16 protein-coding genes are annotated in these 15,606 nt (G+C 58.5%); 3 read left to right on the forward strand and 13 right to left on the reverse strand.

Going from position 1 to position 15,606, the window contains the following annotated elements; translation table 11 throughout:
• Window positions 1-270 precede the first annotated feature (270 nt).
• The 6 genes from L1C91_RS06945 to L1C91_RS06970 all read right to left on the reverse strand — a co-directional run bounded on the left by L1C91_RS06945 (window position 271) and on the right by L1C91_RS06970 (window position 7,630).
• Window positions 271-1,599 (reverse strand): O-acetylhomoserine/O-acetylserine sulfhydrylase, encoded by a 1,329-nt coding sequence (locus L1C91_RS06945; RefSeq protein ID WP_234858620.1) that lies wholly within the window; start codon window positions 1,597-1,599, stop codon window positions 271-273.
• A 223-nt stretch (window positions 1,600-1,822) separates the two neighbouring features.
• Complete coding sequence (locus L1C91_RS06950) at window positions 1,823-2,665, reverse strand: HtaA domain-containing protein (RefSeq protein ID WP_234858621.1); 843 nt, start codon at window positions 2,663-2,665, stop codon at window positions 1,823-1,825.
• Between the two features lie 10 nt (window positions 2,666-2,675).
• Window positions 2,676-3,518: a heme ABC transporter ATP-binding protein gene (locus L1C91_RS06955; protein ID WP_234858622.1), complete on the reverse strand. Its 843-nt coding sequence runs from the start codon at window positions 3,516-3,518 to the stop codon at window positions 2,676-2,678.
• 1 nt (window position 3,519) lies between these two features.
• Window positions 3,520-4,584 carry a FecCD family ABC transporter permease gene (locus L1C91_RS06960; RefSeq protein WP_234858623.1) on the reverse strand — a complete coding sequence of 355 codons (1,065 nt, stop codon included), beginning with the start codon at window positions 4,582-4,584 and terminating at the stop codon, window positions 3,520-3,522.
• Entirely contained in the window at window positions 4,581-5,672 is a 1,092-nt protein-coding gene (locus tag L1C91_RS06965) for a heme/hemin ABC transporter substrate-binding protein (protein WP_268836555.1), read from the reverse strand. Before L1C91_RS06965 ends, L1C91_RS06960 begins: the two co-directional genes overlap by 4 nt.
• Before the next feature lie 20 nt (window positions 5,673-5,692).
• Window positions 5,693-7,630 carry an HtaA domain-containing protein gene (locus L1C91_RS06970; protein ID WP_234858625.1) on the reverse strand — a complete coding sequence of 646 codons (1,938 nt, stop codon included), beginning with the start codon at window positions 7,628-7,630 and terminating at the stop codon, window positions 5,693-5,695.
• Between the two features lie 161 nt (window positions 7,631-7,791).
• Between L1C91_RS06970 and L1C91_RS06975 the strand changes: the two genes are divergently transcribed.
• Both L1C91_RS06975 and metX read left to right on the forward strand, forming a co-directional pair.
• Window positions 7,792-8,382, forward strand: coding sequence for a hypothetical protein (locus tag L1C91_RS06975; protein ID WP_234858626.1), 591 nt, complete (start codon window positions 7,792-7,794; stop codon window positions 8,380-8,382).
• Between the two features lie 93 nt (window positions 8,383-8,475).
• Complete coding sequence (metX, locus tag L1C91_RS06980) at window positions 8,476-9,534, forward strand: homoserine O-acetyltransferase MetX (protein ID WP_234858627.1); 1,059 nt, start codon at window positions 8,476-8,478, stop codon at window positions 9,532-9,534.
• A gap of 18 nt (window positions 9,535-9,552) precedes the next feature.
• On the opposite strand, the gene L1C91_RS06985 is transcribed toward metX, so the two are convergent.
• Together L1C91_RS06985 and L1C91_RS06990 are read right to left on the reverse strand one after the other, a co-directional pair.
• Window positions 9,553-9,900: a DUF3017 domain-containing protein gene (locus L1C91_RS06985; protein WP_234858628.1), complete on the reverse strand. Its 348-nt coding sequence runs from the start codon at window positions 9,898-9,900 to the stop codon at window positions 9,553-9,555.
• A gap of 30 nt (window positions 9,901-9,930) precedes the next feature.
• The gene (locus L1C91_RS06990) at window positions 9,931-10,785 is read right to left on the reverse strand and encodes a bifunctional methylenetetrahydrofolate dehydrogenase/methenyltetrahydrofolate cyclohydrolase (RefSeq protein ID WP_234858629.1); all 855 of its coding nucleotides are present in this window, start codon (window positions 10,783-10,785) and stop codon (window positions 9,931-9,933) included.
• An 18-nt stretch (window positions 10,786-10,803) separates the two neighbouring features.
• Here L1C91_RS06990 and L1C91_RS06995 point away from each other — a divergent pair, with 18 nt between their 5' ends.
• A complete protein-coding gene (locus L1C91_RS06995) occupies window positions 10,804-11,271 on the forward strand; it encodes a tRNA (cytidine(34)-2'-O)-methyltransferase (RefSeq protein WP_234858630.1) in 468 nt (155 codons plus the stop codon).
• Here the strand turns inward: L1C91_RS06995 and L1C91_RS07000 are convergent.
• From L1C91_RS07000 to L1C91_RS07020, 5 genes are all read right to left on the reverse strand, one after another.
• Window positions 11,222-11,929 (reverse strand): metal-dependent transcriptional regulator, encoded by a 708-nt coding sequence (locus L1C91_RS07000; protein ID WP_234858631.1) that lies wholly within the window; start codon window positions 11,927-11,929, stop codon window positions 11,222-11,224. The genes L1C91_RS06995 and L1C91_RS07000 overlap by 50 nt on opposite strands.
• Window positions 11,930-11,935: 6 nt before the next feature.
• A complete protein-coding gene (locus tag L1C91_RS07005) occupies window positions 11,936-12,778 on the reverse strand; it encodes a metal ABC transporter permease (RefSeq protein WP_234858632.1) in 843 nt (280 codons plus the stop codon).
• Window positions 12,775-13,632 carry a metal ABC transporter permease gene (locus tag L1C91_RS07010; protein ID WP_046203812.1) on the reverse strand — a complete coding sequence of 286 codons (858 nt, stop codon included), beginning with the start codon at window positions 13,630-13,632 and terminating at the stop codon, window positions 12,775-12,777. Before L1C91_RS07010 ends, L1C91_RS07005 begins: the two co-directional genes overlap by 4 nt.
• Before the next feature lies 1 nt (window position 13,633).
• Window positions 13,634-14,383 (reverse strand): metal ABC transporter ATP-binding protein, encoded by a 750-nt coding sequence (locus tag L1C91_RS07015; protein WP_234858633.1) that lies wholly within the window; start codon window positions 14,381-14,383, stop codon window positions 13,634-13,636.
• Window positions 14,384-14,445: 62 nt separating this feature from the next.
• Entirely contained in the window at window positions 14,446-15,546 is a 1,101-nt protein-coding gene (locus tag L1C91_RS07020) for a metal ABC transporter substrate-binding protein (RefSeq protein ID WP_234858634.1), read from the reverse strand.
• Window positions 15,547-15,606 lie beyond the last annotated feature (60 nt).

Here is a 15,606-nt window from a genome sequence, read left to right on the forward strand (position 1 = left end):
CCACAGGACAGCAAGGCAATGAATATTGCCAAAAAACAATAAATTACCCTCACCTGGGGTAGCCCATCCTTGACTTAAACAAGCCGATATCGAGACACAGCAGCATCAACCGCCAGATGGAGGTCACACTCCCCTTGGGGAACCATTCACTCCGCACCGAAACAGAAGAAACGGAAAAATCCCTGGCAGGCACACAGCCCACCAGGGATAAAGGTCGTTTAACACACAGACACGATCGCACGAGGACGAGAACCTCGCAAGCCTAGCCCCCTAGACTGCGTCGAATGCCTGGGAAAGGTCAGCAATGATATCGTCAATATGCTCAATACCGACCGACAGACGTACCGTTGCCTGATTAATACCAGCACGCCGCAGGGACTCCTCGTCGGACTGAGAGTGCGTCGTGGTTGCCGGGTGAACCACCAGGGAGCGTACGTCACCAACGTTTGCCAAGTTGGAGTGCAGCTTCAACGCATCGATGAAGGCCCACGCTTCATCCTTGCCACCCTTAATATCGAAGGACAATACGGATCCCGTGTAGCGCAGACCAAGCTTCTCCTTGACCTCAAACCACGGGGAGCTCTCAAGCCCAGCGTAGTTAACCCGCTCCACCTTGGGGTGGGCGTCCAGGAACTTTGCGACGGCCAACGCGTTTTCGTTGTGGCGTTCGACTCGCAGGCTCAACGTATCCAGACCCTGGGCAGTCACCCACGCATTGAAGGGGGAAGGTGCCGCACCCGTGTCACGCAGCAGGCCAACACGAGCCTTCAATCCGAAAGCTGCAGGACCGAGGTCTGCATACTTCAGACCATGGTAGGCGGGATCCGGGGTGACGAAATCCGGGAAGACAGGCTGGCCGTCACGTTCGACTGTCCAATCGAAGGAACCACCGTCGACGAGCACGCCGCCCAGCCCGGAGCCGTTACCGGTGTAGAACTTCGTCACCGACGCGACCACAATGTCTGCACCGAGCTCGAGCGGACGAACGAGTGCCGCAGTTGCCAAGGTGTTGTCAACGATCAGCGGCACCTGACGGGCGTGTGCAACCTCAGCGATAGCCGGGATGTCAAGCACATCAGCCTGAGGGTTGGCGAAGGTCTCACCATAGAAGGCAACGGTGTTTGGCTTAACGGCTGCGGCCCAGGATTCAGGATCGTCGGGGTTGTCAACGAAGGTGGTTTCGATACCCAAGCGCGCAAGGGTAACTGCGAACAAAGTCTCGGTACCGCCATACAAGCGAGGGGAGGAAACAATGTGGCTGCCGGCGCGCGCTACGTTGAGGATCGCTGCAGTTTCTGCAGCCTGCCCCGAAGCGAACAGCACAGCGTGTACGCCACCTTCGAGGGACGCGATACGCTGCTCGACTGCTTCAACGGTGGGGTTGGTCAAGCGGCTGTATACCGGGCCCAAGTCTTCCAGCGCGAAACGCTGACGCGCATGTTCTGCGCTATTGAACAAAAAGGAAGAGGTGAGGTAAATGGGGAGGTTGCGCGAACCTGTGTCGCTATCGACCGGCTGGCCGGCGTGGATAGAGCGGGTTTCAAGGGCCCAAGAATCGGCACCGGAATTGTCATAGCTGCGGTGAGTGTTGTCAGTCATTTTTTACCTTTCATTGTTGGAGCGTCCCCGCCCACCGGAGGCTAGAGGTATCGCTCGTGCGTTGACCCCAACACTAACGTACCGCTCGGTCTATTTACAAACAGGTACGCCGTGAAAATAAAAAAACCCCAGCATTCAACTGTGGTTTTAAGTAGACAGCTCGGTTTAGTAGCTCACCCCTTTTCGGGGTGGAGCTCCACATTCGGAGCTTCAGCTAGGCGCCTTAGCGAATGAAACCACGCGTCTTAGCGAAGGCATAGAACCCACCGAAGAAACCAGCAAACAAGCCGAGTACACCGAGTACTTCAAACATTTTGTCCCACAGGTTTTCGACGGCGGAGGAACCACTATCAGCACTGCTTCCGGCACTGCTGCCGGAGCCGTTACCGCCCTGGCCGCCGCCGTCACATGTGCCATCGGTCGTCAAGTTGATTGTCAGCGGAGCCAGCTCAGTTTCTGTGTCATAGAAGCCACCCCACACATCGACGCCAGTCTTCATCAGGAATACTTTTTTAGCCGTTGCCGAAAACGCACCAGATTTGCTGAAGTCCGGGGCCTTATCAAGCTTGACACGAACCATGGGTTCGTCATCGCCATGAACCATATCCCCCTTTGTGGACGTATTAACAAAGGCCCGCGAGTCGTAGTCCGTGTACAGGGTCAAGGTATCGCCGATGACCTCCACCTTAAGGTCGTACAGCGTCATGTCCAGCATCGGGCCGGTGCCGTGATCGTGCCCAGTGAAGTGCACTTTTCCATCGAGCGCGATAGTGGCGGAGCTCTTGCCCTCCAGCTTGGACTTCGCTGCGTTAACCGGGAAGGTAAACACCTTGGTGCTGTCGCTGCGCTTCACCCCCTCATCGAGTTCCATCTTGCCTTTGGCGATCTTGCCCACAAGGTAGTTCTGGAAGGACTCTTTGATGGCCCAGTCAAAGGTGCCATCGGCAATCAGCCCTTTACATGCGCCTGCATCTTCGGCTGCCTGTGACTGGGGTGCTACGACTGAGCCGGCGAGCACACTGGCCACGACGACGGGCGCGATAGCTGCGCGGGTGAAACGGTTCATGGTGGTCTCCTTAGAAGGTGTGTGTGCCGATGCCGTGGAAATCATCGGCGGCTATCTGCCCACGACGTGGGGCTACGTGAATTCTTGGTTGATCAGCGGGGCAAGCGTCAGGCAGGTGCACGACGTCAATATCCCATCCGTACACACGGCTCAGTGTTTCGGAGGTGTACACCTCTTCCACAGTCCCGGACGCTGCGACGGTGCCGTCGGCAAGGCACACGATGTGATCGCAGTATGTTGCCGCAGCGTTAAGATCATGTAGGACCACGATGACTGCGGCCCCGCGTGCAGCCATCGCCCGGACCAGCCCCATTGCTTGTTCTTGGTGCCCAATGTCCAACGCGGCTGTTGGTTCGTCCAGCATGACGACGGGTGTTTGCTGGGCGATGACTCGCGCGAAGGCTACGCGTGCGCGTTCACCTCCAGACAGGGTCATGACGTCGCGGTGCGCCAGGTGTCCAACTTCGGTGGCGGCCATCGCGGCGTCAATAATCGCGTCGTCATTGTCTGCCGATTCGGTGCGGGACCAGGGGCGACGGCCCATGCTGACCACATCGCGAACCAAGAAGGCGAAGGACACTCCGACATCCTGCAGCATCACGGAGCGAACCTGGGCCATGTCCAGGGCCGTGGCACTGTCGGGCGATAGTCCGCACAAGTCGACCTCGCCCGTGTAGGAAAGGTCGCCGCTAAGTGCAGCAAGCAGCGTGGATTTGCCGGCTCCGTTGGGGCCGATGAGCCCAGTGACGGTGCCGGGCTTTGCCTCCATCGTGACGTCGCGTAGAAGCTCTTTGTCGCCGATGGATACGCCCACGGAACGAGCCTGCACACCGGTGTTAAGGCGAGTTGCCATGTTAGTGAGTCCCCTTAACCATCATGCGTCGTAGCAAGATGAAGAACGTCGGGCCACCGACCAGCGCAGTGAAAATTCCGATGGGCAAATCTGCGAAGGGGATGATCGTGCGTGCTACCAAGTCGGCGATGCCGATAAGCGCGGCACCTGCCAGAGCACAAGCCGGTAGGAGAACCTTGTTGGATGGGCCCGTGATTCCACGCAGAAGATGGGGAATGATCAAACCGACAAATCCGATGAGTCCCGCGTAAGCCACCGCACCCGCCGTCAAAAGGGTCGATGCACCGATTGCAGCCAAGCGAAGTGCCGGCACATTAATGCCAAGATGGCGGGCCGCTTTGTCACCTAGCGCGAGGGTATCGAGCTTGCTCCCGAGCGTGAAAGAGAACAACAAACCTGCAGCCACGATAGGAAGGACAACCCACACATGCTTCCATTGTGATCCGTTGAGGGAACCCATCTGCCAGAAGATGATTTGCTCACGGTTGGTAGTGGGTGCCAGGTAGAGCATGAAAGAAATGGCCGCGCCGCAGACAGCGTTGATGGCGATACCGGTGAGGATGAGGTTCACCACATGTACCCGCCCCTGGTAGCGAGCCAGCTGGTATACAACTGCGGTGGTGAGCACTGCGGTGATAAACGCCGCGAAAGCAACAGTCGATGCCCCAAGGAACTTCCATTCGAAGACGATGGCGATGGCGGCTCCCACACCGGCACCACTGTTGACACCAATGACGGAGGGCTCCGCCAAGGGGTTCGCGAAGACTGCCTGCATCAATGCACCGGCGACACCAAGGGCAGCGCCCACCAGCAAACCAAGCACGATGCGGGGCAAGCGGATATTCCACACCACTGATGCGTCAATACCTTGAGCCGAGGGCCCATTGAACAACACCTCGGGCACACGCGACATCGGTAGCGAATACTGCCCCATCATGATGGATGCGACGGCGGAAGCGAAAAGTAGCGCTACCAGCACAATGAACAACACAACCCGCCTGCGCGCACGCCGCGCAAACACATCGGGCGCGTGACTGTGCGCGCCCGCTACTGCCGTGCCGCTCACTTGATGGCGTCAGGGTTGTATGCGGCCAATGCGGTACGCAGCAGTACCTCACCAGTGTTCGGACCGAATGCCAAGGACTGTCCGTCGGGCAAGGTCACGATGCGCTGCTTCTGGCCTGCTGTGGTCTGCAAGACGCCCGGGCGTTGGAGCAAGCCTTCAACACCACCAGTGGACTTCAAACCGTCGGTCATCATGATGAACATGTCCGGGTTGATTTTGGCGAGTGCTTCCGCGTTGGCGGGCGCTGCGTCTTTGAGGCCATTTTCCGCCGCGACGTCAATACCCCCAATGCCTTCAATTAGGTCCTGCGCACCGGTGCCGTCACCAAGGATGAAGAAGACGCCACCGTTGCCACGTGCGTACAAAAATGCCATGCGCATGGGTTCTTTGGGGATGAGGTCTGCGATAGCCTCTTGGTCCTTGGCGATGTCGTCCATTGAACGCTTGGCGAGCTTCTCGCCAACCTCGGGCACACCAACGACGCCTGCGACGTTTTCGATGTCACGACCGACGCTGTCGATGGTGCGTTCTGGTTCCATCACGACCACGGTGACGCCGGCATCACGAATCTGATCGATTGCGTCGCGGGGTCCCACAGAGTGATCGACGATCACCAGGGAAGGCTCAAGGCTCAGCACAGCTTCGACGTTGAGGTTGTGGCCGCCTTGGGTCACCAACGGGCGGTCCTTCAGGGACTCTTCCGTGGATGAAACGGTGCGGCCAACGATGTTGTCACCCAGGCCAAGACCGATGAGGGTTTTGGTGTAGCTGCCGTACAGATCCAGCGCCAGGATGCGGGAAATGTCGGTGACCGTCACGTCGTAGCCGTCAGCATCTGTGAGCTCGACCGGAAGGGTGGGGTTCGGGTTTTCGGCTACGGGGACGGGCTCGCCGAAGTCCTTGACCTCGTCGACGCCTTCGAGGTCACGGGGGTTTGGCAGCTCGCCCGAGTTGCTAATCTTTTCACGAAGCTCTTGATCAGTGGTGTTGGTGCTCACCGAATTGGTAGAGCAGCCGACGAGTGCTACGGCTCCGCACACTAGTGCTGCGAGTGTGCTTCGGAAAGTTTTCTTCACGACGAGGGTCATCCTTATGTAGAAACGTGGTTTTAGCGGCCAGCCGGGTTACGGAACACGAAGGATCCGAGTGCACCGCCCGCAACAACAAAGGCTGCGATCATCAGCAGGAGGGTTTCGGTGAAGCCCAGGGGTTGGTTGCTGCCTTCTTCAGAGGTGGACTTGATCTTGAAGTTGCCACCGCCGTTGTTGCTGAACTCGCTGCTGCCTTCGTTCGAGGAGGCGCCGTCTTTACCCATCTTGGCTGCGGCATTCTTAGCAGAGGAGGCTGCTGCACCGGACTTGGCGCCGCTGCCGCCGCCTGCACCGGAACCGCCTTGGCCGGTAGCACAGTCTGCACTACCGCCGAGGGTTGCGTTAAAGCTCAACGGGTCAAGATCGATACCGGGTTCGTAGAAGTCTGCGAATGCTGACGCACCAGCTGCGCTCAAAGCCACAGAACTAGTGCTGCCGCTGACGCTAGTGTCGCCCACGGTCAGGTTGCTAAACTGCAGGTTAGCTAGGGTTACGCGGCCGTAATCGGTGTTTTTGCCCTCCATGTCGTTGGAGTTAACGTCAGCGATCAGGCTGCCGGAGTTGCCCTCAAACTGAACCTCAAGGTTCGCGATAGTCATGTCAAGGATGCCGTGGTGACCGGTGAAGTGGATGGATCCCGGGAAGTAGACGGTACCGGACTTAGCCTCGGTATCGACTGCGCCTTGGCTACCACTCCATTGGAAGGCGCCGTCGCCGAAGCCCACGCCGTCCAGGTCCCACTTGCCCTTAGCAATAGAGCCAGAAATGTAGGTTTGGAAGGACTTTTTCACGCCCCACGCTGCAGTGGCTTGTTCAACGCCCTTGGAGCCTTCGGCATCACAGGTTGCGGCTTGGCCGGCCTGAGCTGCGCCTGCGGAGCGCGATGTACCCGCCGCTCCCCCAACGCTGGCAGCACCTGCGGCTGCGCCTGAAGCGCTGCCAGCAGCACCTCTAGCACCGCCGGTTGCGGCACCACTTGCACCATTACCTAATGCGCCTGATGCACCACCGCCGGAGGCACCGGAGGTTGTTCCACCGCTGTTACCGCCGTTGGAGTTACCGGATCCACCGTTAGAATTGCCGCCGCTGTTGGGGAAAGCCTTCGAAGCAAACTTCTCGGAGTTGTCGATCAGAGCGCCGCCGGTCAGCATGGTCTGATTGGTGGCAACCATAGAGTTGTTCATCTCTTTGATGCTCTTGATCAACGGGTGGTCGTTGTCGTTGATCTTCATCTCTTTGGCATCGTTGTTGCTTCCACCACCGGAGCCGGATCCCGAGCCGCCCCCGGAGCTGGAGCCGGTGCACTGGCCCTTAGCGTTGACTTTTCCGCTAGCCGGGTCCATCTGTCCGCCGGAGCCGTACTGGCCGAGGAAGAGGTCGTTGCCTTCAGAAGTCAGCGTGACGTTGCCGGAAAGGTCGATCTCCCCATCGAAGTTGGGGGTGTTGTTCAGAGCAATGTTTGCGATGGTGACATCATCGCCGCTGATCGGGGTGCCTTTGACAAGGTTCGAAAAGTCCATGTCAGAGGTATAGGACTTGTAGTCCAGTTGGATCTTTGCGGTGTTGCCGTCGACCTTGATCTTGAAGTCGGTCATGTCCATGTCCAACAGCCACTCACCGTGCTTGTGGCCGAGGAAGTGGACGCTGCCGCCGAGGTTGATAGTGCCGGAGGTGGCGCTGTCTTTTTCGATGGAGCTTGGCTCGAAAACGAATGCGCCGTCGGCGCCCTTTTCGCTGCCTTTGAACCCGACACCGTCGAGTTCCCATTTGCCGTTGGCGATGGGGCCGCGGAGGTAGTTTCGGAAGCTCTGGCGGAAGCCCCAGTCGAATTCACCGCATCCAGCGGCGTGGGCAGTTCCTGTGCCGACGACCGGAACCATAACGACGCATGCTGCGGATGCGATAAAGGCGCCCAGGCGACGCGCGGTCAGCTTGTTCAATTCATGCTCCTGCACGGGAATAGGGGGTGTTGCTTTAGGCTTTCCTATTAGGACTGATTTAGAATAACCTAACACAGCACCGTGAGCTAGTCGATAGCAACTAGATAACTCTCCTCAGCTACACAGTTAGTTTGATCCAGACCTGCGACACTTTGACGACAAGATGCCTTACCACCATGCGATCTGAAGAATTCACCCGGCTGTACCCCGACATTGACCCCACCACCCTTCCCCCTGCACGGTGGGGCGAGGCTGTTTCTTTGGCCATGGCAGCAGCAGTCACAACCTATGGCTTCGCCGCAGGTCAGCTATATATTTGCTTGATCGGCGCGGGGTTGATGATCCTCGCGGTTATCGGCTTGTCAGCCAATGGCTTGCGCCGTATCCGCAATGAGGCTCGGGCCCGCTTCCCCCGCGAGGATTGGGCTGAATATTCGGCCACTCGCAATCTGAAAGTTCAGTGGATCCTGCCTTTGGGTTGGCTGACCGTTATGGCGATTAGCGCCGCGTGCCTGTGGTACGTTCCTGCGGACTATTCCACTATTTCCTCAGCTATTTGCGGCGTTTTAGCTTTCTTGGTCATCCTGATTCTGCCTGGCGTCTCCCCCATGTGGGCGACTACGTCCGGCGATGAAGGCCTCGATGAATACTCCGAGCCCCACACGCCGACCACTCTGTCTGCTACAGCCGGGGCCACTGCCAGCAGAAGCACTATTGATGACGTCGCGGACACCACCGTTTTCGAAGCGTGGGGCGAAGGCAAATAGTTAAAGCTACCGTTTAGGGGCGCATTATGCGCCTTTTTGTTGCGCACCTAGCAATCTTTGCAATAGACCAAGCTGTCCATTTAAGCTGTGTGCATGACCCTACACATCCAATCCATTGGAGATTTCACCACCGAAGCGGGTGCCACCGTCCGCGATGCCTCCATTGCTTGGCAGATGTGGGGAGACCCCCATCCGGGGGCAAAATACCTACTCGTGGAGCATGCCCTCACGGGAGATAGCAACGTCTCGGATTGGTGGTGCGAGCTTCTAGGCCCGAACAAAGCCTTGGATCCCGAGCAGTACTGCATCATCTCCACCAACGTTCTTGGTGGTTGCAGCGGCTCCACAGGCCCTAGCTCACCCCACCCAGATGGGGGTGTGTGGGGTAGCCGCTTCCCTGCCCTGTCCATTCGAGACATGGTTCGTGCGGAGGCCGCAGCCTTGCAGGCAATCGGCATCGATCACCTTCACGGCGTCATTGGTGGTTCCATGGGTGGTGCACGAGCTCTTGAATGGGCAGCGCTCTACCCCGATCGCGTTGGAGCCGCCATGGTCATCGCGGTGTCTGCTCGGGCTAGCGCCTGGCAGATCGGCATCCAGAGCACCCAAATCATGTCAATTGTCAACGATCCCCATTGGCAAGGCGGGGACTACTACGAAAGCGGAGTCCGCCCAGATCAAGGCCTGGCATCCGCACGCAGGCTCGCACACCTGACCTACAGAGGTGAGTTGGAAATTGATGAGCGCTTCGGTGCTGATGCGCAACGAGGCGAAAACCCTATGGGACCATTTTGGGATCAGCATCAGCGCTTCGCGGTGGATAGCTACCTGGATTACCAGGCAGACAAGCTTGTTGAGCGCTTCGACCCTGGGTCTTATGTGATCCTCACCGACGCGCTCAACCGCCACAATATTGGCCGCGACCGGGGTGGCCTCAATAAGGCTCTAGCCTCCATCACGGTGCCCACCATGATCGTTGGGGTCGACACCGACATCCTCTACCCCTACCACCAGCAGGAACACCTGTCCCGCAACCTAGGCAACCTGTTGGGGATGGCCAAGATTTCCTCCCCCTGCGGCCACGACGCGTTCCTCACCGAAACCCGCCAGATGGACAATATTGTGCGGCGTTTCCTCGGCAGCCTTGACTAGCCGCAGCCTGGTGAACGCCTAGCTTCCTAGTGCGTCGACTGAGGCTGCGAGGAACATCATCACGGTGCCCAGCGCCGAGCAGAACAGCACATCAAATTTCCTACTGCGCACCGACAGCACCCCAAGTATGCGCGAGTCACAGCGGGCGCGCACGACTGCTAGCCACGCGAGGGATAGTCCGAGCATGAAGGTGGCTCGGCGCCAGTGCTCCGTCAGCGAAAACACACCGGAGATCACGAATCCGATCACGAAGAGAACGACCGCCAGCCGCTGCTGTAAAGGAGTTAGTGTTGACGGCGCCAAGGCACGGTCGTGGGGATTGTCCTCCAGGTTAACTGTGCTGTCCCTGTCGCTGAGTTGAGCCATGTGTGCGGGTAGTGGCCGTAGCGGTTTGGTTTAGGATTCGAGTGCTTTGAGTGCACTTTTGACGACGTTACGAACCAAGAAGGCGCGCGTGAGGGGCCCGACGCCGCCGGGGTTGGGGGAAACGAAACCTGCGGCGTCCCAGACCTCTGGTGCGACGTCGCCCAACAGTTTGCCGTCTTTGCGCGACACCCCGACGTCGAGAATGGCGGCACCGGGTTTGATCATGTCGGCGGTGAGCATGTGCGGCACACCTGCGGCCGCGATGATGATGTCTGCTTCGCGGGTGTGCTTTGCCAGGTCGACGGTGCCGGTGTGGCACAAGGTGACGGTGGCGTTTTCGCTGCGCCGGGTGAGCATCAGCCCGATGGGTCGACCTACGGTGACGCCGCGTCCGATGACGACTACTTCCTTGCCCGCGATCTCTACGCCGAAACGGCGAAGCAAGTGGATGGCACCGTTGGGGGTGCACGGTAGCGGAGCAGGCTCACCCAGTACGAGTTTCCCTAGGTTGACGGGGTGCAGCCCGTCGGCGTCTTTGGCTGGATCGATGTGCTCAAGGACTGCATTTTCGTCGAGGTGCTTAGGTAGGGGGAGCTGCACGATGTAGCCGGTGCATTCCGGGTCGGCGTTGAGCTCGTCGATTACTGCGAGCAGTTGCTCTTGGGTGACGTCCGCGGGGAGGTCTTTGCGAATGGATCGCACTCCGATGGATTCGCAGTCGCGGTGCTTCATGTTGACGTAGGCGTGGCTCGCGGGGTCGTCGCCTACAAGCACGGTGGCTAGGCCCGGCACGATGCCGTGTTCTTTGAGTGTGGCTACGTCACGTTGTAGCTCTTCAAAGATTTCGTTGCGGTAGAGGGTTCCGTCTAGCTTCACTGCAGTCACGCACCCTAGTCTAGACTGTTGCAGGTGCTCAACGTGATTTTTGATCAGCCTGTCATCCCTCCGAATACGGGTAATGCGATTCGTTTATGTGCGTGTACTGGGGCGCGGTTGCATCTCGCTGGCCCGTTGGGGTTCAACTTTGAGGATAAGAATCTCAAGCGGGCGGGTTTGGATTATCACGATTTGGCGGATGTTCGTGTTCATGATGATCTTGACGCCGCGTTGGATGCGCTGCCGGGTGCGCGCGTGTTTGCTTTTACTGCGCATGCGTCGACGCGTTATACCGATATTGAGTTTGTCCCTGGTGACGTGTTGTTGTTTGGGACGGAGCCCACGGGTTTGTCTAAGCAGGCGTTGGCGCATCCTCGTGTGACGGAGCAGTTGAAGATTCCGATGTTGGAGGGGCGCCGGAGTTTGAATTTGGCTAATTGTGCGGCTATTGCTGTGTACGAGGCGTGGCGGCAGCTTGGTTTTTCTGGGAGCTGACGACGATCGCGCAGGATTGACTGTCGGCGAGGGCCACGGGTTCATCGGCGCCTGCTACTCTGAGCATTTTGAGCGAGGAATGTGGGGTGTCGACGACACTGACGGTTACGCCTGGTAGGATGCCTCGTTGCGCGAGGTAGCGCAGGAGTTCCGGGTCGCGGTCGCGGATGCGTTCGACGGTGGCGCTTTCGCCGATGTTGACGCTGGATAGGTCGCGGATTCCAACGGTGTCTATGGTGCCGTCGGCGCGGGGGATGGGGTCACCGTGGGGGTCGCGATGTGGGTGGCCCAGTAGGGTGTCGACGCGGTCTAGGAATTTGTCGCTGACTGCGTGCTCGAGGATTTCGGCCTCGTCGTGTACTTCGTCCCAGGTGTAGCCAAGTGTGTCGCATAGGAGCATTTCGATGAGCCGGTGGCGGCGGACCATTGCGACGGCTAGGCTGGCGCCTTCTTCTGTGAGGGTGACCCCTTGGTAGGGCTTGTGCTCGACGAGTTTTTGGGCTTTGAGGCGTTTGATTGCCTCGGATACCGTGGAGTTTTTTTCTCCTAGTGCGTCGGCGATTGCGCTGTTGGATGCTGGGGTTTCAGTGCGTTCACAGATGTCCCAAATTACTTTGAGATAGTCTTGGGTTTTTTGTGGCAACGACTGAATGTGCATAGATGCTTATAGTAGTCGGCACCCTAGGTAGAACGCACCCGCGGCCAGTGCGATGGTTCCACCTGCAGAAAGATTAAATACGATCGCGACTGCGAGTCCTGCAAGTCCAATGATGACGCCGGCTATGGGCGCTGCGATCATTAAGGCTTGCGGGCTGTTCATGCGCGGCGCAAGCCCCGCTGCTGGTGCTGCCACTAGAGCGATGGCAAGGATGGTTCCGACTGCGGGAATGAGCACCACGATGGTCGAGGTAATCATGGTGAGCATTGCGATTTCGGCGAGCGCGGTGGGCGCTATGCTGCGTCCTGCAATGCTTGTGTGTTTACTGTTGAGTGCTTGGAATCCGCTGCGGTCGAAGGCGTAGAAGATGAGGGTGTTGCCCCACCGGGCGGTGATAGCGAGTGATATTGCGAAGACGATTGCTGCGGCGAGCACATCAGTTCGGTGGATGTTAAGAACGCTGCCGGCGAGGAAGCCTTCGATTTTCAGTGGTAGTGGCGCAAACCATTTGTTGAGGAAGTATCCGAGCGCAAAACCGAGTGTGAGAACAACACCTGCCGCTGACTGTGGCGACATGGTTGATTTGCGAGCCAGCACGAACATCAGCCAACTTAAGGGGACGCAAGCTGCTGTGGCGCCAGCGAAAAGCATGAGGGACAGCCCTGCGTGGTCGAGTCCAAAGTGCGCGCCCAGGACGACGCCGATGACGGCACCAGGGAATGTTCCGTGGGTGATGGATTCGGTGAAGAAGACCTTGTTGTTGAGTACCGCGTACACCCCGACTAGTCCCGCGAGTGCGCCGATGATAATGACCTCGACGATGGGGAGGGCTAGGACATTGAGTATCATGAGCGGGCTCCTTCCGTAGCGGAGCTTGCGAATGCGCTGGGTGCTGCTTTAGATACTGCGAGCATGATGAAGTACAGCCCGACGACCGATAGCGCGACGGAGGCTTGGGGGGATATGGAATGGCTTGTGGGGATGTCGAGGGCCAGCATGCCGATGTAGCCGCCGATCGCTCCGAGGAGCACGGCGATGGTGGCCATGGTTTTAATGCTGCCCGCTACGAGTCTGCCTGCCGCACCGGGGATAACAAGGTATCCGATGACGAGCAGTACGCCCACTGCGGTGGATGCTGCGACAACTACTGCAGCGATCGCACCGTTGAGTAGTAGATCGATGAGGGTGACGTTGATCCCTGAGGCACTCGCGCCTTGGCGATCAAAAGCGACGAAGACTTGTTTGTTCCATGACAGCGCGATCACGGCGTAGGCGAAGGCGCAGACGATGAGGGATTGTATGAGGCGCGGTTCGCTGATTTCGAGGAGCCTGCCGAACATCAGGGCTTCGAGTTGTCCGGACATTTCGCCTTTTTTGAGTGACAGGACGATGCCGAGGGAAAAGAAGCTTGTGAGCACGACTGCGGTGCCTGCTTCGGAGGGGTGTTTGCGGTGAACCGCTGTCAACACGATGGCAACGATAGCCCCCACCGCTGCAGCCCAGGGGATGATCGCGTCGATTCCGCCGAAGAGTGCACCGGCGACTACTCCGGGGAAGATGGAGTGCACGCAGGCTTCGGCGTTAAATTCGAGTGCGCGGAGGTTCACGATCACTCCGACGAGGCCCGAGACGATTCCCAGCGCCATGAGCATTATGAATGCTCGCGTGAGGTAGGGTGCGCCGGTGATGGGTTCCAGCAGCATGTCAAGCACAGGCGATCTCCGTTGCCACTTCGCGAGCCCGACCTCCGTATGCGGCGGCCATGTTGGCATCTGTCATGACCTCTTTGAGGCTGCCGCAGGCCACCTGTCGGCCGGCGAGCAGTAGGAGTTGTTCTGCAACGGCTTCCGCTAGCGAAATATCGTGGGTGGACACGACGACGGATACCCCTTCGGCTTTTACTTCTTCGATGATGCTGAGCAGGGCGTCGCGGTTGGGTTGGTCGAGTCCGTTGAAGGGTTCGTCAAGCAGGATGAGTTTGGGTTGTGCGGCGATGGCACGCGCGAGGAGGACGCGTTGTTTTTGCCCGCCGGACATAGTGCCGAATCGTTGTTGTGCTTTGTCGAGGAGGTCTACTTGTGCCAGTGCGGAGTCGACGCGTTGTGCATCGGCGGACTTGAGTCTGCCGAAGAGCCCGTGTTTGTGGATGAGCCCCATGGTGACGACGTCGCGTGCACGGACGGGGAAGGTTGCGTCGAGGTCTGCCAGTTGTGGGACGTAGCCGATGCTGCCGGATGGCGCATTGCCGGGTTCGCGTCCAAGGACTTCTGCGGTCCCACTGGCGTGGACCTGTCCGAGGATGGCTTTGAGGAAGGTGGTTTTTCCTGAACCGTTGGGCCCAATGAGGGCCAGTGCACGCCCGGGGGCGAGCTCGAGGTCGAGTCCTGTGACCGCGACGTTCGAGCCCGCCCCTGGGTATGTGAGGTTGGAGGAGTGGAATTTTAGAGTGTTCATAAGGTGTCCCGATGGTGTCAGGATGTGGCGGCGGCTAGCCTGTGTTCCAGATAAAGAGGGTCTTAGTTGAAGTTCGGCGGGGTTGCGTGTCCGCCCCAAGCATCCACGAGGTTCGTGACGTTGTGGACGATGGAACCAATGTAGGTTTCACCTTCGCTACCAGCCGGGCCGAGGGAGTCGCCGTAAAGGGCGTCGTCACCGATGACGGCCTTCACGCCAGCAGCCTTGGCGATTGCTTCGATGGACTTGGGGTTGTTGGAGTTCTCCGCGAACAAGGCAACGGCACCGGAGTCCTTAACCTTTTGTGCTTCATCGGCGATGTGCTCAGCGGTCGCATCCTGCTGCTCGTTGAAGTCACTCAGAGCTGCACCGATGAACTTAATGCCGTAGGTCTTAGAGAAGTAACCGAAAGCATCATGGCTGGTGAACAGCACACGGTTGGGTTCGGGGATCGTGTTGATCTGCTCCTTCACCCAGGTGTTGAGTTCATCAAGCTTGTGGGTGTAGGCCCCCACATGCTTCTTGTACACATCTGCTTGGTCGGGGCGGGCTTCCTCGAATGCATGGCCGATGTTTTCGACCTGAATCTTCGCGTTTTCTGGGGAAGTCCACACGTGCGGGTCGTACGCGAACTCCGCCTGGGTTTCGCCTTCCTCCGGTGGGAAGGGCCAGGGCTGCACGTCGATCTTCTTGATGCCACGGTCGATGGTGTAGGGAAGGTCTGCGTCACTGACCGGCTTGCCATCAAGATCAGTTGCGCTGAGGATACCGGTGGTCACAACCATCGTGCCCTTGAAACCGCTGGAATCAACGGCCTGGTCGAGGAAGTGCTCCAAGTCGACACCGTTGACGAGCATCAAGTCCGCCTCGGACAGTGCCTTCATCTGCTCCTTGGTCATCTCATGTTCGTGCGCAGATGCGTTGGGGGCAAGGAGGCAGGTGAGATTTGTGTCGGGTGCGTCGATCTGCTTGACGTAGTCGCAGATCTGGGTTGTGGTAGCTACGACATTGAGTTCGCCGGTACCAGCCTTTTCTGATGAGCTGCTGAAGGAAGCATCATCGCTGCTGCATGCTGCGAGGCTGCCTGCACCGATCAGTGCGGCTACTGCAAGAGCAGTGCCACGAGCTGCAGGTCCGTTAAGACGCCTGGATCGAATGGACATGGTTGTTAACCTTCCCTTTAAGCGGATGTTCACATCATACCCTAGAGCAAAGTTCAGCTC

Source organism: Corynebacterium argentoratense (assembly GCF_021491455.1).
Taxonomy (GTDB): Bacteria; Actinomycetota; Actinomycetes; order Mycobacteriales; family Mycobacteriaceae; genus Corynebacterium; species Corynebacterium argentoratense_A.

What these genes read in the sequence shown, in the direction of transcription:
- L1C91_RS06965 (WP_268836555.1), bottom strand. Translation starts at nt 5,672, where the DNA reads ATGACCCTCGTCGTGAAGAAAACTTTCCGAAGCACACTCGCAGCACTA.
- L1C91_RS07010 (WP_046203812.1), bottom strand. Translation starts at nt 13,632, where the DNA reads ATGCTGCTGGAACCCATCACCGGCGCACCCTACCTCACGCGAGCATTC.
- L1C91_RS06955 (WP_234858622.1), bottom strand. Translation starts at nt 3,518, where the DNA reads ATGGCAACTCGCCTTAACACCGGTGTGCAGGCTCGTTCCGTGGGCGTA.
- L1C91_RS06945 (WP_234858620.1), bottom strand. Translation starts at nt 1,599, where the DNA reads ATGACTGACAACACTCACCGCAGCTATGACAATTCCGGTGCCGATTCT.
- L1C91_RS07005 (WP_234858632.1), bottom strand. Translation starts at nt 12,778, where the DNA reads ATGATACTCAATGTCCTAGCCCTCCCCATCGTCGAGGTCATTATCATC.
- metX (WP_234858627.1), top strand. Translation starts at nt 8,476, where the DNA reads ATGACCCTACACATCCAATCCATTGGAGATTTCACCACCGAAGCGGGT.
- L1C91_RS06950 (WP_234858621.1), bottom strand. Translation starts at nt 2,665, where the DNA reads ATGAACCGTTTCACCCGCGCAGCTATCGCGCCCGTCGTCGTGGCCAGT.
- L1C91_RS06975 (WP_234858626.1), top strand. Translation starts at nt 7,792, where the DNA reads ATGCGATCTGAAGAATTCACCCGGCTGTACCCCGACATTGACCCCACC.
- L1C91_RS07015 (WP_234858633.1), bottom strand. Translation starts at nt 14,383, where the DNA reads ATGAACACTCTAAAATTCCACTCCTCCAACCTCACATACCCAGGGGCG.
- L1C91_RS07020 (WP_234858634.1), bottom strand. Translation starts at nt 15,546, where the DNA reads ATGTCCATTCGATCCAGGCGTCTTAACGGACCTGCAGCTCGTGGCACT.
- L1C91_RS06985 (WP_234858628.1), bottom strand. Translation starts at nt 9,900, where the DNA reads ATGGCTCAACTCAGCGACAGGGACAGCACAGTTAACCTGGAGGACAAT.
- L1C91_RS07000 (WP_234858631.1), bottom strand. Translation starts at nt 11,929, where the DNA reads ATGCACATTCAGTCGTTGCCACAAAAAACCCAAGACTATCTCAAAGTA.